16 protein-coding genes and 1 pseudogene are annotated in these 16,707 nt (G+C 42.8%); 9 read left to right on the top strand and 8 right to left on the bottom strand.

Going from position 1 to position 16,707, the window contains the following annotated elements; genetic code table 11:
* Together AB5443_RS23750 and AB5443_RS23755 are read left to right on the top strand one after the other, a co-directional pair.
* Positions 1-612 (top strand): flavodoxin-dependent (E)-4-hydroxy-3-methylbut-2-enyl-diphosphate synthase (locus AB5443_RS23750; protein ID WP_368119646.1); only part of this gene is annotated, 612 nt, incomplete at its 5' end.
* Positions 613-914: 302 nt separating this feature from the next.
* Positions 915-1,343, top strand: a pseudogene (locus AB5443_RS23755) (DUF6078 family protein); the annotation flags it as partial.
* 345 nt (positions 1,344-1,688) lie between these two features.
* On the opposite strand, the gene AB5443_RS23760 reads toward AB5443_RS23755, so the two are convergent.
* Complete coding sequence (locus AB5443_RS23760) at positions 1,689-1,817, bottom strand: hypothetical protein (protein WP_277135243.1); 129 nt, start codon at positions 1,815-1,817, stop codon at positions 1,689-1,691.
* A 289-nt stretch (positions 1,818-2,106) separates the two neighbouring features.
* Here AB5443_RS23760 and AB5443_RS23765 point away from each other — a divergent pair, with 289 nt between their 5' ends.
* From AB5443_RS23765 to AB5443_RS23775, 3 genes are all read left to right on the top strand, one after another.
* Positions 2,107-2,736 (top strand): porin family protein, encoded by a 630-nt coding sequence (locus AB5443_RS23765; protein WP_022139421.1) that lies wholly within the window; start codon positions 2,107-2,109, stop codon positions 2,734-2,736.
* 80 nt (positions 2,737-2,816) lie between these two features.
* Positions 2,817-4,763, top strand: a complete 1,947-nt coding sequence (locus AB5443_RS23770; RefSeq protein ID WP_277135242.1) for a heavy metal translocating P-type ATPase — start codon at positions 2,817-2,819, stop codon at positions 4,761-4,763.
* Between the two features lie 6 nt (positions 4,764-4,769).
* A complete protein-coding gene (locus AB5443_RS23775; protein WP_022139419.1) occupies positions 4,770-5,192 on the top strand; it encodes a Fur family transcriptional regulator in 423 nt (140 codons plus the stop codon).
* Between the two features lie 87 nt (positions 5,193-5,279).
* Here AB5443_RS23775 and AB5443_RS23780 read toward each other — a convergent pair whose 3' ends face one another.
* Positions 5,280-6,281, bottom strand: coding sequence for a malate dehydrogenase (locus AB5443_RS23780; RefSeq protein ID WP_022139418.1), 1,002 nt, complete (start codon positions 6,279-6,281; stop codon positions 5,280-5,282).
* Between the two features lie 197 nt (positions 6,282-6,478).
* On the opposite strand from AB5443_RS23780, the gene AB5443_RS23785 reads away from it, so the two are divergent.
* The 4 genes from AB5443_RS23785 to AB5443_RS23800 all read left to right on the top strand — a co-directional run bounded on the left by AB5443_RS23785 (position 6,479) and on the right by AB5443_RS23800 (position 9,550).
* Positions 6,479-7,318 carry a S1 RNA-binding domain-containing protein gene (locus AB5443_RS23785; RefSeq protein WP_022139417.1) on the top strand — a complete coding sequence of 280 codons (840 nt, stop codon included), beginning with the start codon at positions 6,479-6,481 and terminating at the stop codon, positions 7,316-7,318.
* Between the two features lie 115 nt (positions 7,319-7,433).
* On the top strand, positions 7,434-8,111 hold the full coding sequence (locus tag AB5443_RS23790; RefSeq protein ID WP_277135241.1) for a DUF4476 domain-containing protein: 678 nt from the start codon (positions 7,434-7,436) through the stop codon (positions 8,109-8,111).
* A gap of 54 nt (positions 8,112-8,165) precedes the next feature.
* Positions 8,166-8,303: a DUF4476 domain-containing protein gene (locus AB5443_RS23795; RefSeq protein WP_277135240.1), complete on the top strand. Its 138-nt coding sequence runs from the start codon at positions 8,166-8,168 to the stop codon at positions 8,301-8,303.
* 14 nt (positions 8,304-8,317) lie between these two features.
* Positions 8,318-9,550, top strand: a complete 1,233-nt coding sequence (locus tag AB5443_RS23800) for a hypothetical protein (protein ID WP_277135239.1) — start codon at positions 8,318-8,320, stop codon at positions 9,548-9,550.
* A gap of 191 nt (positions 9,551-9,741) precedes the next feature.
* Here AB5443_RS23800 and msrB read toward each other — a convergent pair whose 3' ends face one another.
* The 6 genes from msrB to AB5443_RS23830 all read right to left on the bottom strand — a co-directional run bounded on the left by msrB (position 9,742) and on the right by AB5443_RS23830 (position 16,618).
* A complete protein-coding gene (msrB, locus tag AB5443_RS23805; protein WP_368114426.1) occupies positions 9,742-10,770 on the bottom strand; it encodes a peptide-methionine (R)-S-oxide reductase MsrB in 1,029 nt (342 codons plus the stop codon).
* Positions 10,771-10,854: 84 nt separating this feature from the next.
* Complete coding sequence (locus AB5443_RS23810) at positions 10,855-12,195, bottom strand: TolC family protein (RefSeq protein ID WP_368114427.1); 1,341 nt, start codon at positions 12,193-12,195, stop codon at positions 10,855-10,857.
* Positions 12,196-12,204: 9 nt separating this feature from the next.
* Positions 12,205-13,305, bottom strand: a complete 1,101-nt coding sequence (locus tag AB5443_RS23815) for an efflux RND transporter periplasmic adaptor subunit (protein WP_044653908.1) — start codon at positions 13,303-13,305, stop codon at positions 12,205-12,207.
* Between the two features lie 57 nt (positions 13,306-13,362).
* Positions 13,363-14,604: an ABC transporter permease gene (locus AB5443_RS23820; RefSeq protein ID WP_368114428.1), complete on the bottom strand. Its 1,242-nt coding sequence runs from the start codon at positions 14,602-14,604 to the stop codon at positions 13,363-13,365.
* Between the two features lie 4 nt (positions 14,605-14,608).
* On the bottom strand, positions 14,609-15,868 hold the full coding sequence (locus AB5443_RS23825) for an ABC transporter permease (protein WP_022139410.1): 1,260 nt from the start codon (positions 15,866-15,868) through the stop codon (positions 14,609-14,611).
* Between the two features lie 33 nt (positions 15,869-15,901).
* Positions 15,902-16,618, bottom strand: coding sequence for an ABC transporter ATP-binding protein (locus AB5443_RS23830; RefSeq protein ID WP_022139409.1), 717 nt, complete (start codon positions 16,616-16,618; stop codon positions 15,902-15,904).
* Positions 16,619-16,707 lie beyond the last annotated feature (89 nt).

The following is a 16,707-nucleotide window of genomic DNA, read 5'->3' on the forward strand; positions in this document are numbered from 1 at the left end:
GTAATAGCCTGCCTGAAGCAACACCCCGAAGCAGTCATCATTTCCCAAAGCAATCACCCGAACCGTTTGGGCGAACACCGTGCGTTGGTTCACCAACTGACAACGGAAGGTTTGCAAAACCCGGTTGTCTTCTTCCAACATTATGCAGAAGATAACGCGGAGGATTTGCAGATAAAATCTGCCGCCGATATGGGTGCATTGATTTTTGACGGACTTTGCGATGGCATCTTCCTGTTCAACCAAGGCAGCCTGAGTCATGCGGTAGTAGACGCAACCGCTTTCGGAATCCTGCAAGCCGGACGTACCCGTACTTCCAAGACAGAGTATATCTCTTGTCCCGGTTGCGGACGCACGCTCTACGATTTGGAAAAGACAATTGCCCGCATCAAGGCGGCTACTTCACATCTTACAGGACTGAAGATCGGTATCATGGGATGCATCGTGAATGGCCCCGGCGAAATGGCGGATGCTGACTACGGTTATGTAGGTGCCGGACGGGGTAAGATCAGCCTTTATAAAGGCAAAGTCTGTGTCGAGAAGAATATCCCCGAAGAAGAAGCAGTGGAAAGATTGCTGGAGTTTATCCGGAATGACAGGGAAGAAAACTCTTGATACTATTATTTTATGGGGTGCATCTGCAACGGATGTCACCCCATAAATTTTCCTTGAATGCCAATTGCTGAATTTATTTTAGCTCTTTGAGTTCTTCTTTTTTGTTATAAATACTCGAAATCAATGATTTAATGTTGGTAACCGTGGTTACAGTAACCATCGTTACCAGAGTGTGTGTGCTTTTAGTCAATAACGTGCAATTGTATTTCCCAGAAAAATAATAAATGCGATATAAATTGTCTTACTAATCAATTTGCTGTAACTTTGTATTGTCAAATAAGAAAGCAAAATAAAATACGATAATGGAAGAAAATTTTGACTACCAGGCAGTGCCCTGTGGTTTCACCCACTGCTTCAATAACCAATGTCCGAAAGGAGAAAAATGCCTGCATCGCTTGGTGGCAATGCATAGTACCAATCAGTACCCCACCCTGTCTGTGGTAAACCCCAATTGTATTCCGGAAGATGCAAACGCTTGTTCTTTTTATAAGCCGGTTCGGAAGATACGGGTGGCGTGGGGAGTTAAGCATTTGCTGGATAACGTGCCCCATAAGGATGCGGAAGTACTTAAAAGCCAAATGCTTGGATATTTCGGACGTGGGATGTATTACCGTTTTTACCGGAAAGAGAAATATTTGTCTCCTGAACAGCAGGAATATATCCGTAGAATTTTTCGCCAAAAAGGTATAACTGAAGAACCTGCGTTTGATTCCTACACAGAAGAATATAAAGGTTCTTCTTCAAATTTGGTGGTAAATTCTTTATCTCTTTATTTCCAAGTTAATAATTATCCCTTTTTATTTACTTTCATAAGAAAATATAGGCACTGACTGAATTAGTTAAATGAGCAGAGAAAAACTTACCACCAAATTTGACGAAGAACCGTTTTATAAACTTTATTGTAGGAGATTTGGTATCTATTGATGATATGCATTCCTAGTTTTGTAGCTTTTGCTCCCTCCAAAAAATAAGGGGAACTCTCGGATAAATCCGTTCGTCCCCCTCCGGGTCTTAGCCAATTCTTAATAATATTTTGTCAAAGACAAGTAACAACATATGAATATAATGTTTTTGACTTACAATTTTATAGACATAAAAAAAGCGGAAGGGTATTTACCTATCCGCCAATGAGGGAGTCCAAGCCCTAAACGCACAAACAGGAAATACCCCCCGCCATATTTGCAGGGAGCATCTATCTGTTTCATGTGCGTTGATTTTATTTTGGACTTTTCATTGGCACAGAAATCAGCTAAACGCTTTTTTTTTAATATAAAAATGCAGTCGCGCTACGACTGTGCAAAGATAGCAATAAATTGAATCATGCTCTTATCAATCCTCAGTTTTTTGTGGCAATTGTTTTCTCTTTTAATGATTGTCCGACTTATTTGTTTTTCAACAGGTAATTATATTCATCCAAAATTTGTTGATATTCTGTAAAATCTTACTATTTTTGTGGCACATGATTTCTAAACAATAATTAAATTATTTATTCTTATGAAAAAGATTCTGTTATTTTTCGCTTTAGTAGCGATGAGTGTAGTGAGTATCAACGCGCAGGATAATCTGAAATGGGGTGTGATGGCAGGTATGAATGTCAGCAAATACACTATTACCGGCTTTGACAGTAGGATAGGTTTTCATGCAGGTGTAAAAGCCGAATTGGGGTTGTCTCAGGAAGCGAGCGGAGCATATATGGATTTTGCAGCGTTACTGACATTAAAAGGTGCGAAGATTGATGGTGGCTCAATTGCAAGTATTAAATTTAATCCGTATTATTTGGAGGTTCCGGTACATGTTGGTTATAAATATGCAGTAAATGATGACTTTGCATTATTTGGTAGTGTGGGCCCCTATATTGCTGTTGGCTTGTTTGGAAAGGCTAAAGCAAAAGTTGATGGTAATATTGCCGATTTAGGAGGGTTGGGCACTAACTCTGCATCCGAAGATATATTTGGCGATGATGGATTTAAACGGTTCGATTTCGGTCTTGGCTTGAAAGCGGGTGTTGAGTTCAGTAAGAAATATCAGGTTGCTATAAGCTATGACTTCGGTTTGGTAGAAGTGGCAAAAGATTTGGGGATGAAGAACAGAAACCTGATGATTTCATTGGGATATATGTTCTAAAAATAGACAGTAGATATTCTTATTGCAACTTTGTTGCACGAATCATTCACTACCTTTGTAGCAACTAAAAGATGAAAGATATGGGACATTGTAGTTGCTGTGCACACGGATGTGCATCTGAAAAGGAAGTTGAAGTTAGGAATTCTATATTTCAAGAATACTGGAAAGCAGGGCTTTCATTTATATTGCTGATAAGTGGTATTATAATGAATGCCCTGGATTTCTCTTTTTTTCATAAAGAGTATATAGCCTTAATCTGGTATATTGTAGCTTATCTTCCCGTCGGACTCCCTGTTATGAAAGAAGCGTGGGAGAGCATGAAAGAGAAAGACTACTTCAGTGAGTTTACTCTAATGATTGTTGCCACAATCGGAGCTTTCTATATTGGTGAATATCCGGAGGGGGTAGCTGTGATGCTATTTTATACCATCGGAGAACTGTTTCAGGACAAGGCAGTCGATAAAGCGAAACGCAATATCGGTGCTTTATTGGATGTAAGGCCGGAAAAGGCTTTGGTATTGAGAGATAACAGTCTGATTACAGAAAGCCCGAAGAATGTAAAGGTCGGTGAGATTATAGAGATAAAATCGGGCGAGAGAGTCCCTTTGGACGGAGTGATGCTCGGCGAAGTCGCCGCTTTTAATACGGCGGCATTGACAGGTGAAAGCGTTCCCCGCAATATTCGCGAAGGCGAAGAAGTGCTTGCCGGAGTGATTGTGACGGATAAAGTGATTCGGATCAAGGTGACAAGACCATTTGATAAGAGTGCGCTTGCCCGGATATTGGAACTTGTGCAAAATGCTTCGGAGCGAAAAGCCCCGGCAGAATTGTTTATCCGTAAATTTGCACGTATCTATACACCTATTGTTATAGGACTGGCGGTATTGATAGTTATCCTTCCGTTTGTTTATTCATTCATTGATACTCAGTTTGCATTTGTGTTTAATGACTGGCTGTACAGAGCCTTGGTCTTTCTGGTGATTTCGTGCCCGTGTGCTTTGGTAGTAAGTATTCCACTAGGATATTTTGGTGGCATCGGAGCTGCTTCCCGATTAGGAATCTTATTCAAAGGTGGTAATTATCTGGATGCAATTACTAAAATCAACACGGTTGTGTTCGATAAAACAGGTACTCTGACTAAAGGAACATTTGAAGTGCAGGAGTGTAAATCCGCATCTGGTATTTCAGAAAAGGAATTGATTGGAATGGTAGCTTCGGTAGAGAGTGACAGTACGCATCCGATTGCTAAAGCCATCGTGAACTATGCAAAGCTGCAAAACGTAGAACTGCTACCGGTTACCGGTACAAAAGAATTTGCCGGATTCGGCTTGGAAGCAATGATTAACGGAACTCCGGTATTGGTCGGAAACTGTCGTTTACTATCCAAATTCAATATCGAATATCCGGCAGAGTTATTACAGATTACCGATACGATTGTAGTCTGCGCCATTGGAACAGATTATGCAGGTTATTTGTTACTGGCTGATACACTGAAAAATGATGCAAAGAAAGCTATTGATGATTTAAAAATGTTGCATATCAAAAACATTCAGATATTATCCGGTGATAAACAAAGTATTGTTACTAACTTTGCGGAAAAGCTCGGTATCACAAGTGCTTATGGCGATTTGTTGCCGGAAGGGAAAGTGCGGCATTTGGAAGAACTGCGGCAGGACGGGACGAATCAGATTGCATTTGTCGGCGACGGAATGAATGACGCGCCGGTACTTGCGTTGAGCCATGTCGGTATTGCCATGGGGGGATTGGGAAGCGATGCGGCCATTGAAACAGCTGATGTCGTGATACAGACAGACCAGCCCTCTAAAGTGGCCGAAGCCATAAAGGTAGGAAAGCTGACACGCAGGATTATCTGGCAGAATGTTTCACTGGCATTCGGAGTGAAACTGCTCGTACTGATATTGGGAGCCGGTGGTATAGCTACCCTTTGGGAAGCGGTCTTTGCAGACGTCGGTGTTGCGCTGCTCGCCATTATGAATGCCGTAAGAATACAGAAAATGATAAAATAAGAGACTATGGAAGAGAATATTTATTTGGATAAGTTGGCACGGAGAGATATCAAGCCGACAGCAATAAGGCTTCTCATACTAAAGAATATGATGGAAGTTGAACGTGCGGTATCATTGCTCGATTTGGAAACTCTGCTGGATACGGTGGATAAATCAACCATCTCCCGGACAATAGCCCTCTTTTTGTCTCATCACCTGATACATAGCATAGATGATGGAAGCGGTTCGTTGAAATATGCTGTTTGTGATAATTCCTGCAATTGTGTGGTACAGGATTTACATTCACATTTCTATTGTGAGAAATGCCACAAGACATTCTGCCTGGAAGGTACGCATATTCCTGTGATTGATTTGCCGAAAGGGTTTGCTTTGCATAGCATTAACTATGTATTAAAGGGGATTTGCCCGGAGTGTTCTTCTCGAAAATAGCTTGACAATTTAGTTTATAAATAAAAAAGCCGGAACTCCGATAAGTGAATTATCGTTGAGTTCCGGCTTCCTGCTAATATTGTATGTTTACTTGATGTTAGGATTCAGCGTATGCCAGTCCTTGATAGCGGGGATAATTCCCATTTCAATCACTTCGTCACGAAGTTTGCACAGATGTTCGTAGCTCTTTTCCAGTTCCTGCTGTTCGGCGGGAGTTCCGGCTACTTCTTTATAGGTAACACCGTCTTTAGTGATTGAAGTTTCCATTGCCATCATGATATGGTCGAATTTGCCGTTGGAAACATAAGTTCCGGCAGGCCAGCGGAAAGGTTGTCCGCCCATAGCGGCAGCAATCATTTCGATAGAAAGATAAGCCGGGCTTTGGAAAGAAGAACGTCCGCGAAGGTCGATGATATGCTTTCCGCCTTGGATGACACGTACTTTCAGTGCTTCCCATTCGGTCAGCGGGAGACGGGTAGTACCGATGAAATCAGTCAGCGGTTCTCCTTTTACTTTGGTTGTAGATGCGAATACAGCCATTTGTTCGCCATGTCCACCGTAGGTGCGGCAATTCTGGATGTCGGAAGCGGGGATATGGAAGTATTTCACTAATTCGTTTTGCAGGCGGGTGCTGTCCAATGCAGCTAAGGTAGAAACCTGTGAAGGTTTCAAGCCTGAATATAATAAGGTAATCAGACCGGTGATATCTGCCGGATTGAATATGACAACGATATGTTTCACATTCGGGCAATATTGACGGACGTCTTTACCAAACTGGGCGGCAATCTCTGCGTTTCCTTTCAGTAAATCTTCACGGGTCATACCAGCTTTGCGGGCTGCTCCACCGGAAGATACGATATACGATGCTCCGGTCAATGCTTCCTTGATGTCGGACGTATAAGTAAGGTTGACACCTTCGAAGCCGCAGTGATACAGTTCTTCTGCCACTCCTTCCAAAGCAGGAGCGAACGGGTCATACAGGCAAATATTCGGAGTAAGTTTCATCATCATGGCTGTTTGCGCCATATTAGAGCCGATCATTCCGGCAGCTCCTACAATCGTAAGTTTCTCGTTGGTTAAGAATTCCATAAAGCTTAATATATTTAAAGGTGAATAATTTTATCTTTCTTTTTGCCGCTACAAAGATAACATTTTACAGCCCTGATTGTTCATGGCAAATAGTTTTATCCGATAACGAAAAGTTATAGTAACTTGATAGAAAGTTCTGTTGAAAATAGACTATCTTTGTATTTAATAAGACTAATAAAACAGAGTAGATTAAAAATATGAGCATCGAATTAGGAAAATATAATCAGCTTGAAGTTGTGAAGGAAGTAGATTTCGGCGTATATCTTGACGGCGGAGAAGAGGGTGAGATTTTGTTGCCTACCCGCTATGTGCCCGAGGATTGCAAGATAGGGGACATTCTGAATGTGTTTCTTTATCTGGATATGGATGAAAGGCTGATTGCGACGACGTTGACTCCGTATGTGCAGGTCGGTCAGTTTGCTTGTCTCGAAGTATCGTGGGTAAATGAATACGGGGCTTTTTTGAACTGGGGACTGATGAAGGACTTGTTTGTCCCGTTCAGGGAACAGAAGATGAAGATGCAGGTGGGACGCAAATATGTGATTCATGCGCATCTGGACGAAGAAAGTTATCGTATCGTGGCTTCGGCAAAAGTGGAACGTTATCTGTCGAAAGACAAGCCGGAGTATGCTGCGGGTGACGAAGTGAATATCCTTATCTGGCAGAAAACGGACTTGGGTTTTAAGGCTATTATAGATAATAAGTATAGCGGCTTGCTGTATGAGAATGAAATATTCACTTCGTTGGAGACAGGGATGGAGATGAAAGCTTTTGTGAAACAGGTGCGTGAAGATGGTAAGGTAGACTTGATTCTTCAGAAACCGGGTTTCGAGAAGATTGATGATTTCGCGAAAACATTGCTGGATTATATCAGGGAGCAGGGTGGACGAATCAGCCTGAATGATAAGAGTCCGGCGGAAGATATTTATGATACGTTCGGTGTGAGTAAGAAAACCTTCAAGAAAGGAGTGGGCGACTTGTATAAGAAACGTTTGATTTCCCTGCATGAGGATGGCATCACTTTGGCGGAATCCTAAACAGAATAGGGAAATCCCTACATATGAATAGAGAGAATCATTGGGGTGGGGAGTTTCCTCACCCTATTTTTGTGGTATAAGAATAAAGATATTAATAATAAAAACTAGATATGCTATGCGTAAGATAATAATAAGTTTCTGTATCCTGCTCGCTGCTCTTTCCTTAAAAGCGCAATCTATCAGCGGAATCCGTATCGACGGTGGAAACACTCCGATTCTTGTTTACTTTGGCGGAAATCAGATGTGTATGCCGACTACCACTTGTTTCGTGGCCAATTTGAAATCAGGATATTATACCGTTGAAGTGTATTCTACCCGCTTTTCCCGTCCGGGAGAACGAGTATGGAAAGGGGAGAGATTGTATAAAGACAATGTTTATTTCAATGGAATCGGAGTAACGGAAATTGTGGTGGATGGACGCGACGAGATACGACCGGACAACAGACCCGGACGTCCCGGACATGGTGGACATCGCCCGGATTATGACCAATATGACAGAGTGATGAATAGTCAACTCTTTAATACATTCCTTAATAGTGTGAAGAAAGTGCCTTTCAAAGATGACCGCATGACGTTGATTAATACAGCTTTGGCAAGTTCGGATTTCACTTCAGGCCAATGTCTTCAATTGACGAAACTTTATACCTTTGATGATGACCGGATGGAGATTATGAAGATGATGTATCCCCGGATTGTTGACAAAGAGGCTTTCTTTACGGTCATTGCTACGTTGACATTCTCTTCCAATAAGGATGAAATGAATAAGTTTGTTCAAAACTATGGAAGGCGTTGATATTGGTTAACTAACTAAAAACGATACAGTTATGAAAAATATACTCCCGATCAAGTGGATGTGATGAAGATGTTGTATCCGTATGTCAGGGATAAGCAGAATTTTAACAAGGTGATTGATATCTTATTCACTAATATATATAAAGATGAGGTGCGTAAGTTTATCAAGGAGTATCATCAGAATAATAAATGATAGGAGATTGAATTATGAAACGAATACTGTTTTTACTCTTTGCTGTCGGTCTAGGTACCAGTATGACCGTGATGGCTGGAATGAGTACCAGCAAAGTGCGTAAGGAGACACGTTTTCTTACGGATAAGATGGCATATGAATTGAGCCTGAGCACTCAACAATATAATGATGCGTATGAGATTAATTACGACTTTATTTATTCTGTCCGTAATATAATGGATTATGTGGCACGTGGCTATGAATGGGCATTGGATGATTACTATGAAGCATTGGATATTCGTAATGATGATCTTCGTTGGGTATTGAGTGATGTACAGTATCGCCGGTTTATGGGAGCTGATTATTTCTATCGGCCGATATACGTAACCGGAGGAAGATGGAATTTCCGTGTTTATATCAATTATCCGAATCGTAGCTTGTTTTATTTCGGAGTACCTTATCATTATCGTACTTATTGTGGAGCACATTATCGCCCGTATATCCATCATACAAGTTATTATCGGGGGCGGTATAATAATTTCCATCATTATTCTACGCCGCATCGGATGAGGGATGAGAGGGTATATCATTCTTACCGTCGTTCGGATTTTGGGTCGGTTCATTTCCGTCCGAATTCTTCCAATCGTCCGCATAATGCACCTACCCGTCCGGGAGTTGCTGTACGTCCGGGCAATTCCTCACGCCCCGGCAGTTCTTCTCGTCCCGGAACAGAACATAGACCATCAACTTCTACCAGACCGTCGACTCCGTCCAGGAATGAAAAACCGAATAAAGAGGTTAAGCCTGATAGAAACAATAACAGAGGCGAGGGAAATTCCTATCGTCGACCGGAAACGAATTCAAGCTCATCCGGCTCAAGTCGTAGACCAACAGGTGGAAGCTCGACTATTTCAGGTTCCAATCGTGAAAGCGGACGTACAAATAGTAGTTCAACGGGAAGCTCAAGCAGACGAAGTGAAAGTAGTTCCTCTAGTAGAAACAAGAGTTCCGAAAGAACCAATAGTTCTTCCAGTCGGGGAACCGGTAGTTCCAGGCGTAGTAGCAGTAGCACCAGTTCTAGCTGGAGTAACAGTAATTCCGGTTCTGCTCGCAGCAGTAGTTCAAGTTCTACTCGTAGCAGTAGTAGCTCTAGCCGGAGTAATGTTTCCAGAGGACAAACAGAAAAACGTTCTTCTTCAGGAAGTACGAGAAGCAGTAACACAAGCTCTTCCCGTTCATCTGAAAGAGGTAACGGTTCAAGAAGATAACCTATTCCTTTATTATTAATATCATTATCATTGCTCCTCAGCGGTAGGAGAACTAGACTCCGGCTTCTCGCCGGCTAGACTATTCCGGGCGTCGCCCGTAACTTGGATTTCGGGACGGATAGTATCCGCCCCGATTTCACTTATAAGTCTACAACTGTTCATTTATCTATTTCAGTCTATCTACGTATCGTTTACTTAACGAGCGGCAAATATTCTCCATAACCTTCTTCTTTCATCTTTTCTTTGGGGATAAAGCGAAGTGAAGCACTGTTGATGCAATAGCGAAGTCCGCCTTTGTCCTTCGGGCCGTCCGTGAATACATGTCCCAAATGAGCGTCACCACTTTTACTGCGTACCTCTGTCCGGAGCATTCCATAAGAAGTATCTTTTTTCTCTGCAATCAAGTCTTTTTGAATAGGCTTGGAGAAACTAGGCCATCCGCAACCCGAATCGAACTTGTCAGTGGAAACAAACAACGGCTCGCCAGTAGTAATATCAACATAGATACCCGGGCGATGCTCGTTCCAATATTCATTCCGGAAAGCTGGTTCCGTTGCACTCTTCTGAGTTACGGCATATTGTTCTGCCGATAGCTTTTTCCGCAAAGTAGCGTCATCCGGTTTTTGATAACTCTTCGTTTGAGGAGCATTGGCTTTCCGTGCCATTTCAAATAAAGCCGGATTGATATGGCAATATCCGTTCGGATTCTTATCCAGATAATCCTGATGATAGTTTTCTGCCGGATAAAAGTTTGTCAATGGCTTCACTTCTATGGCAATCGGACTCTTGTATTGGGTGGCCAGTACTTGAATAGCCTGATTAATGACAGGCATATCGGCTTTATTGGTATAATAAATCCCTGTTCTGTACTGCGTACCACGGTCATTCCCTTGTCGGTTGAGGCTGGTCGGGTCGATTGTTTTAAAATACAAATCGAGTAATAGAGTCAAATTGACGACTTCGGGATCATAGACCACTTTCACCGTTTCGGCTGCATCGGTCTTTCCCGAACACACCTGTTCGTAACTAGGATTGTCAACAATACTGTTGGCATATCCTGCCTGAGTACTTTCTACTCCTCTGATTTGTTTCAGGAAATGTTCAGTTCCCCAAAAACATCCCCCTGCGAGATAGATTTCTGCTTGATTTTTCATTGGTTTAGCAACTCCTAAAAATACATTACTAATCGTCAGAATCACTAAGATAATAAAATGTTTCATATCCGTTGGTTCTTTCTATAATAACGAATAAACCAACGGATATGTTTAAGGGAATCACTATGTTAAGCTCAAGTGTGATTCTTGTTATTCAATAATCTGTCCTTTGTAGAAATCTAAAATCTTTGTGCAGAACAAATAATCATATTTGGCTTGCAGCCTGTCTGATAACGCTTTTGTCAGATTGAGCTTTGATTCGTTATATTCTACAAAAGTAGCTTTACCATTATTGAATTTCTCATTCATTAGCCGGAAAGATTCTTCATTAGCTTTCACAGCTACTTCACTGGAATTATATTTGCTTTCTGCTGCCAAAGCATTGTACCAGGATTGTTGAATTTCCTTGTAGAGCGTTTTTTTAGCATTGTCAAGTTGCAGTGTAAGATTGTTCTGCAGTAAGCGGGCTGTCCGTACTTTATTACGTGTAGAAAAACGGTTGAAGAGCGGAACACTAAGATTGAATCCTACATATTTATTCAGATTGTTTTTCATCTGATTGCCGAAGCCGCCTTCTGATTTACCGTTTACTGTATAATAATTACTTCCCAAACCTGCACTGAAAGATAATTGTGGATAGAAATTACCTTGTGCAATACGGATACTGTTGATGCTACCTTGCAATCTGTATTCTGCCGATTTAATGCTTGGTTTGTAGGCAAGTGCTTGCGTATAAATATCATCCGGCGGAGTGAGAGGGGTAAATTCCAATTCCTCTTTCGGATTCTCAAGAACGAATCCTTCCGGTGTAGGGAGTTCCAGGAGTTGGCTAAGATCCAGCAGTGATAATTTGTATTTATTGTCGGCTTGTACGGCGGTCATTTCATCTTGTGCTACACGAGCCTGTGCTTCAGCCACTTCAGACGGGGAAGCTTTACCTACTCCGAAAAGTCCTTGAATACGTTTTAGCTGGTCTTTACTTAAATCTACCTGATTGTGGGCAACCTTACTTAATTCCAGATTAAATAATACCTGCAAATAGGCAGAGGTGACATTAATGGCAATATCTTCTTTGGCTTTATTGAGGTCTTCAATGGCCGCTTTCAAATCCAGTTTGGCCAGTGAATATTGATTGGATAGTTGCAAACCGGTGAATACAGGTACATTTGTGCCTAAACTGAAACTTGTATTGGCACTATTGATATCGCTATATGAGTTATCTACCGGAGAGGCTGTACGTCCCCAACTCCAGTTTTGGCTGGCACTACCACTCAAATTCGGGAGACGTGCCCATTTGGTGGTATGCACATCTACTTTACTTATTTCGGCATCGTTGGCAGATTTGCGAATCCCTGTATTATGCTCGATGGCATAGTCGATACATTGCCGCAATGTCCATGTTTGCGACGAGTTGTTGTCTTGCGCCTGAATGGAAATTATTCCGATTCCTGAGAGCAGGAGCACTGATATGGTTTTACGGATTGTTTTCATTGAAGTCTGTTATTTGTCTTTTTTCTCAGCACCGCGTATTTTGTCCTGTGCAGTTATCCCTTTCTTTATCTCTATCTTGATGCCGTCACTCATCCCTGTTGTCACCTGTGTGCGTTGGAACTTTTGTTTCGGCACGGAATCCGTCATAAGATACACAAAGGTAGAGTCTCCGCTAAATTCAACTGTACTTTCGGGCACAGCCAACACCTGATTAGCGCGTTGCAGCACGATTTCCGCGTTGGCAGAGTAACCGGAACGGATTTGAACGGAATCCGGTACGGAAATCGCGGCCTTGATTTCAAACTGGTTGGCTCCGTTTGTTTCTACTCCTTTCGGAGATATATATTCCAGAATAGCGTTGAAAGTCAAATTCTGTAAAGCACCTATTGTAAGTTTTATCGGCATCTGTTCATGGATACGTCCCACTTCGGTTTCGTCAATGTTACCACGGAAAATCAGGTCATTCATATTGGCTACCGTAGCGATAGTCGTTCCGTCATTAAAAGTATTACTCATGATAACCGAGTTTCCGGCTTTTACGGGCACATCCAGAATCAATCCGTCAATCGTGGAACGAATCATGGTGCTGCTGAAGGAAGCATTATTCTTAGTGATTCCTTCTTTGATGATTTCCAGATTGTCTTTGGCAGTCTGTTTTTCTTCACGTGCCTGTTTCAGGGCGATTTCGCTTTTTTCATACTCTTCCCGGCTGATAAGCTGGTCGTCATACAACTTTTTGATACGGTTAAAATCCGTCTCAGCCTGTGTGGTGTTGATTTCTGCCAGCCGTACACGGCTTTCTGCGGCGTTCAGTTGTCCGAGTTCGGGGATAACCTTCACTTTGGCTATAACTTCTCCTTTCTTCACGGTTTGTCCCGCTTCTTTATAGACATCGTCGATAATACCGGAAATCTGCGGCTTGATTAAGATTTCATCTCTCGGCTCCACCTTTCCGGTAGCCACGGTAGTCTTTTGCAAGTCTGTTATTTCCGCCTTCACTGTTTCGTAGACAGTAATTTTCGGCTGCGATTTCTGATAAAGGAATACGAACGTTCCAATAAGGATTACGGCAATGATTACCAATAATGCGATTTTCAGATACTTTTTCATCTTGAATATATATGTTTAATTTTTAATTCTTCGTTCTCAACTCTCCATTCTCAACTTCTACTCGTCCCTGATCGCTTCAATCGGCTTGATAGCCATAGCCCGATAGGCGGGTGCCAGTCCTGCTAGCATACCTAACGCGATCAGCAACGTACAAGTACCGATTGCCAGTCCGAAGCTGACTTGGAAATGAGTGTCTCCACCGTCTGAATTTACTCCCATTTCCAACAGTTGCAGTATCATGACGGCAAAGGAGATTCCACACATCCCCGCGATGGTTGTCAGCACCATACTCTCAGAGAGAATTTGCTGCATGATGTCTCTCGGCCGTGCTCCGATAGCCCGGCGGATACCAATCTCAGTAGTACGTTCTTTAACGGTTACCATCATGATATTCGATACGCCGATAGCGCCGGCGAGCAAAGTTCCCAAGCCAACCATCCATACCAATATATTGATACCGGTAAATAAGTTGTCAACCATTGAAAACATAGCTTCCGCATTTAGGTACATAAGCGCCTGTTTGTCATTGGGGGCGATATAATGCGCGGCTTTGATAATCTGCTCCATTTCCGGTTGAATGTCGGATACTTTGACACCATGTTTCACGGTGAAGCAGATAACATCAATTCTTCCGCCCAAGTTGTATGTTTGCTGCATGGTGGTGAAGGGTAGGGTGACGGCTTCTGAAGCCCGTCCCTGTATATTCATGTCTCCTTCGGAAGAAGACATTCCGATAATCCGGTAATAAATACCGTCTACACGGATATACTTGCCGCAAGGGTCTTCACCTGCCTTGAAAAGACTTTCATAAACCCGTTTTCCGATAACGCATACTTTGCGCGCTTCCTTTATGTCCACATCATTGATAAACCTGCCGTAAGCCATTTCTTGTGATTCGATGTGAAGATAATCGGGGTACAATCCCTTTACGCTGCAATCATATTTCTTGTCTTCATATACGGCTTTCGACCCCCAACGGGCAATGGAAGGAGTAATAACTTCTATTTCTTTGACTTGTGAACGGAGACGTTCGATGTCGACAGCTTCCAAGTCCCACCATCTTCCTTTACGAAAGCCCTTGTAGGCTTCGCCCGTCCTTTGCGAAGCGAGGAAGCCGGAATTGGTGGCGAATCCTTCAAAGTTCTTCTTCATCATATCTTCCAGTCCCTGTCCGCCGCCGATAAGGGCAACGAGCATGAAGATTCCCCAGAACACGCCGAAGGCAGTCAACAGGCTTCTCGTCTTGTTTCTTGTGATGGTTATGAGGATTTCCTCACAGGTATCCATGTCTATTCTCATACTCTTAATCTGCTCTAAGTGCTTCAATCGGCCGGATACTGACTGCCTTTCGGGCGGGGAACAATCCGGCTAACGTACCAGCTATTACTAATGTGAGTGTAGCCTGTATGGCAACTCTTATGTCTACGGTCGGATTCAGGAACACCGTTTCTGTCCACACTCCGGTATCCATTGTCTGATTTCCGAAGGCGTTGTTCATCCACTCGGTCACTCCGATGCCGGCTACCATGCCGATGTATCCGAATATAGTGGTGATGATTATGCTTTCTACAATAATCAGCCAAAGAATTGAGCTTGGCTTAGCTCCTAACGCCTTGCGGATACCGAACTCGCGTGTACGTTCTTTAACGGTAATCAGCATGATATTGGATACCCCTACAATGCCGCTTAAAAGGGTGAATATACCGATCACCCAGATTCCGGTGCGTAGAATGGCCATGCCTTTCTGTTGTTGCAGATAATTGGTGAACCGGTTCCATATCCAGATAGCACTATGGTCGGTAGGATCAAAACGGTGGTTGGCACCTAGCGCTTTCCGGTATTCTTTTTCAAAGTTCTCATTCGCTTCGATTGTTTCCAGATTTTTTGTAGCGATGGTCAGGCAACTCAGCTTGTCTCCTTTATTATAGATTATTTGCAGGGTGGAAAAAGGTATGAGAGCGGGATTCTCTCCACTGTCTCCTTTGTCGTTGCAAAGTCCTACTACCTGATAGGCAACATTTCCCATGTTGACAAATTGCCCGATAGGTTCGGTATGTGTCTTATTAAAAAGAATTTCAGCCGTCTTTTTATGCAGGACGATTACTTTCCGTCTTTCTTTTATATCCGTCTCATTAATGAAACGCCCTTTATAGAGCTTTATGGTTTCCATATCCGTATGGTTGGGGAAGACTCCCGCCAGTCCGACACTGGCATACTCCGAACCGAAACTGATGTTGACCGAACCTTGCCAGATGGATGCTCCTGTCGTAATGACATTGTCGGGAAAATGGGTATCGGTAATCAGGAAATCTTTGTTGTCCAGTTGAATCTGCCGCCCCTCTTTTAATCCGTCATAAGACTTGGAAGTCCAGCCCGGATAGATTTTAATACTGTTCAGCGCACGTTCCGAAGCAGACTCTTCGAAAGCATGGATCAGCCCGTTGCCTGCGCCCAGCAGGACGATAAGCATAAAGATACCCCATGCTACGGCAAATCCGGTGAGAAAAGTCCTCAGCTTGTTGCGCTTGATGGTACTGTATATTTCTTGCCAAATATCAATCATGATAATGTTTGTATAGTAGTGGTGGATTCTGGTTTATTTCATGATGCCGTCCTTGCCGAAAGGAGAAGCGTCGTGGTCGATGTTATCTTCGATTCGTTCGATAATACCATCTTTGATATGTATAATCTTGTCCGTCTGGTTGGCAACGCCACTCTCATGGGTGACGACTATGATTGTCATCCCCATCCGGTGCAAATCTTTCAGAATCTGCATCACTTCCACAGACGTCTTGCTGTCCAATGCTCCGGTCGGTTCGTCCGCCAGGATAATTTGTGGTTGGGTGATGAGTGCACGTGCGATGGCTACACGTTGTTTCTGACCGCCGCTCATTTCGTTGGGCATATGATGTGCCCATTCTTTCAAACCCAGCCGGTCGAGATATTCCAGTGCAAGCGCATTGCGTTTCTTGCGACTTACCCCCTGATAGAATAAAGGAAGTGCTACATTCTCTACGGCATCTTTAAAGGAAATCAGGTTGAATGACTGGAAGATAAATCCTATCATACGGTTCCGGTATTCGGCAGCTTTGGTCTCGCTGAGATTTTTGATAAGTACATTATTCAGATAATAATCTCCGGTATCGTAATTATCAAGAATACCTAATATATTAAGTAAGGTTGATTTGCCCGAACCCGACGCTCCCATGATGGAAACAAACTCGCCCCGTTCTATTTTGAGGTTGATACCTTTGAGTACATGGAGCGGTGCTCCGTTGTTGTAAGTCTTGTTGACGTTTGTAAGTTGTATCACAATTTCCTTTATTTAGTTTCTGTTTTCTTATGAATTTCTACTATTAGACGGACGAAAGATACGAAAAGTTGCAAAGCAGGTGAACTTTT

Origin of the sequence: Bacteroides sp. RTP21281st1_H5_RTP21281_210402 (assembly GCF_040918965.1) — a bacterium.
Lineage (GTDB): Bacteria > Bacteroidota > Bacteroidia > Bacteroidales > Bacteroidaceae > Bacteroides > Bacteroides congonensis.

Bases quoted from the DNA above. Each gene is read 5' to 3' on its own strand.
- AB5443_RS23760 (WP_277135243.1), bottom strand. From the start codon at position 1,817: ATGAAACAGATAGATGCTCCCTGCAAATATGGCGGGGGGTATTTCCTG.
- AB5443_RS23765 (WP_022139421.1), top strand. From the start codon at position 2,107: ATGAAAAAGATTCTGTTATTTTTCGCTTTAGTAGCGATGAGTGTAGTG.
- AB5443_RS23770 (WP_277135242.1), top strand. From the start codon at position 2,817: ATGGGACATTGTAGTTGCTGTGCACACGGATGTGCATCTGAAAAGGAA.
- AB5443_RS23775 (WP_022139419.1), top strand. From the start codon at position 4,770: ATGGAAGAGAATATTTATTTGGATAAGTTGGCACGGAGAGATATCAAG.
- AB5443_RS23780 (WP_022139418.1), bottom strand. From the start codon at position 6,281: ATGGAATTCTTAACCAACGAGAAACTTACGATTGTAGGAGCTGCCGGA.
- AB5443_RS23785 (WP_022139417.1), top strand. From the start codon at position 6,479: ATGAGCATCGAATTAGGAAAATATAATCAGCTTGAAGTTGTGAAGGAA.
- AB5443_RS23790 (WP_277135241.1), top strand. From the start codon at position 7,434: ATGCGTAAGATAATAATAAGTTTCTGTATCCTGCTCGCTGCTCTTTCC.
- AB5443_RS23800 (WP_277135239.1), top strand. From the start codon at position 8,318: ATGAAACGAATACTGTTTTTACTCTTTGCTGTCGGTCTAGGTACCAGT.
- msrB (WP_368114426.1), bottom strand. From the start codon at position 10,770: ATGAAACATTTTATTATCTTAGTGATTCTGACGATTAGTAATGTATTT.
- AB5443_RS23810 (WP_368114427.1), bottom strand. From the start codon at position 12,195: ATGAAAACAATCCGTAAAACCATATCAGTGCTCCTGCTCTCAGGAATC.
- AB5443_RS23815 (WP_044653908.1), bottom strand. From the start codon at position 13,305: ATGAAAAAGTATCTGAAAATCGCATTATTGGTAATCATTGCCGTAATC.
- AB5443_RS23820 (WP_368114428.1), bottom strand. From the start codon at position 14,604: ATGAGAATAGACATGGATACCTGTGAGGAAATCCTCATAACCATCACA.
- AB5443_RS23825 (WP_022139410.1), bottom strand. From the start codon at position 15,868: ATGATTGATATTTGGCAAGAAATATACAGTACCATCAAGCGCAACAAG.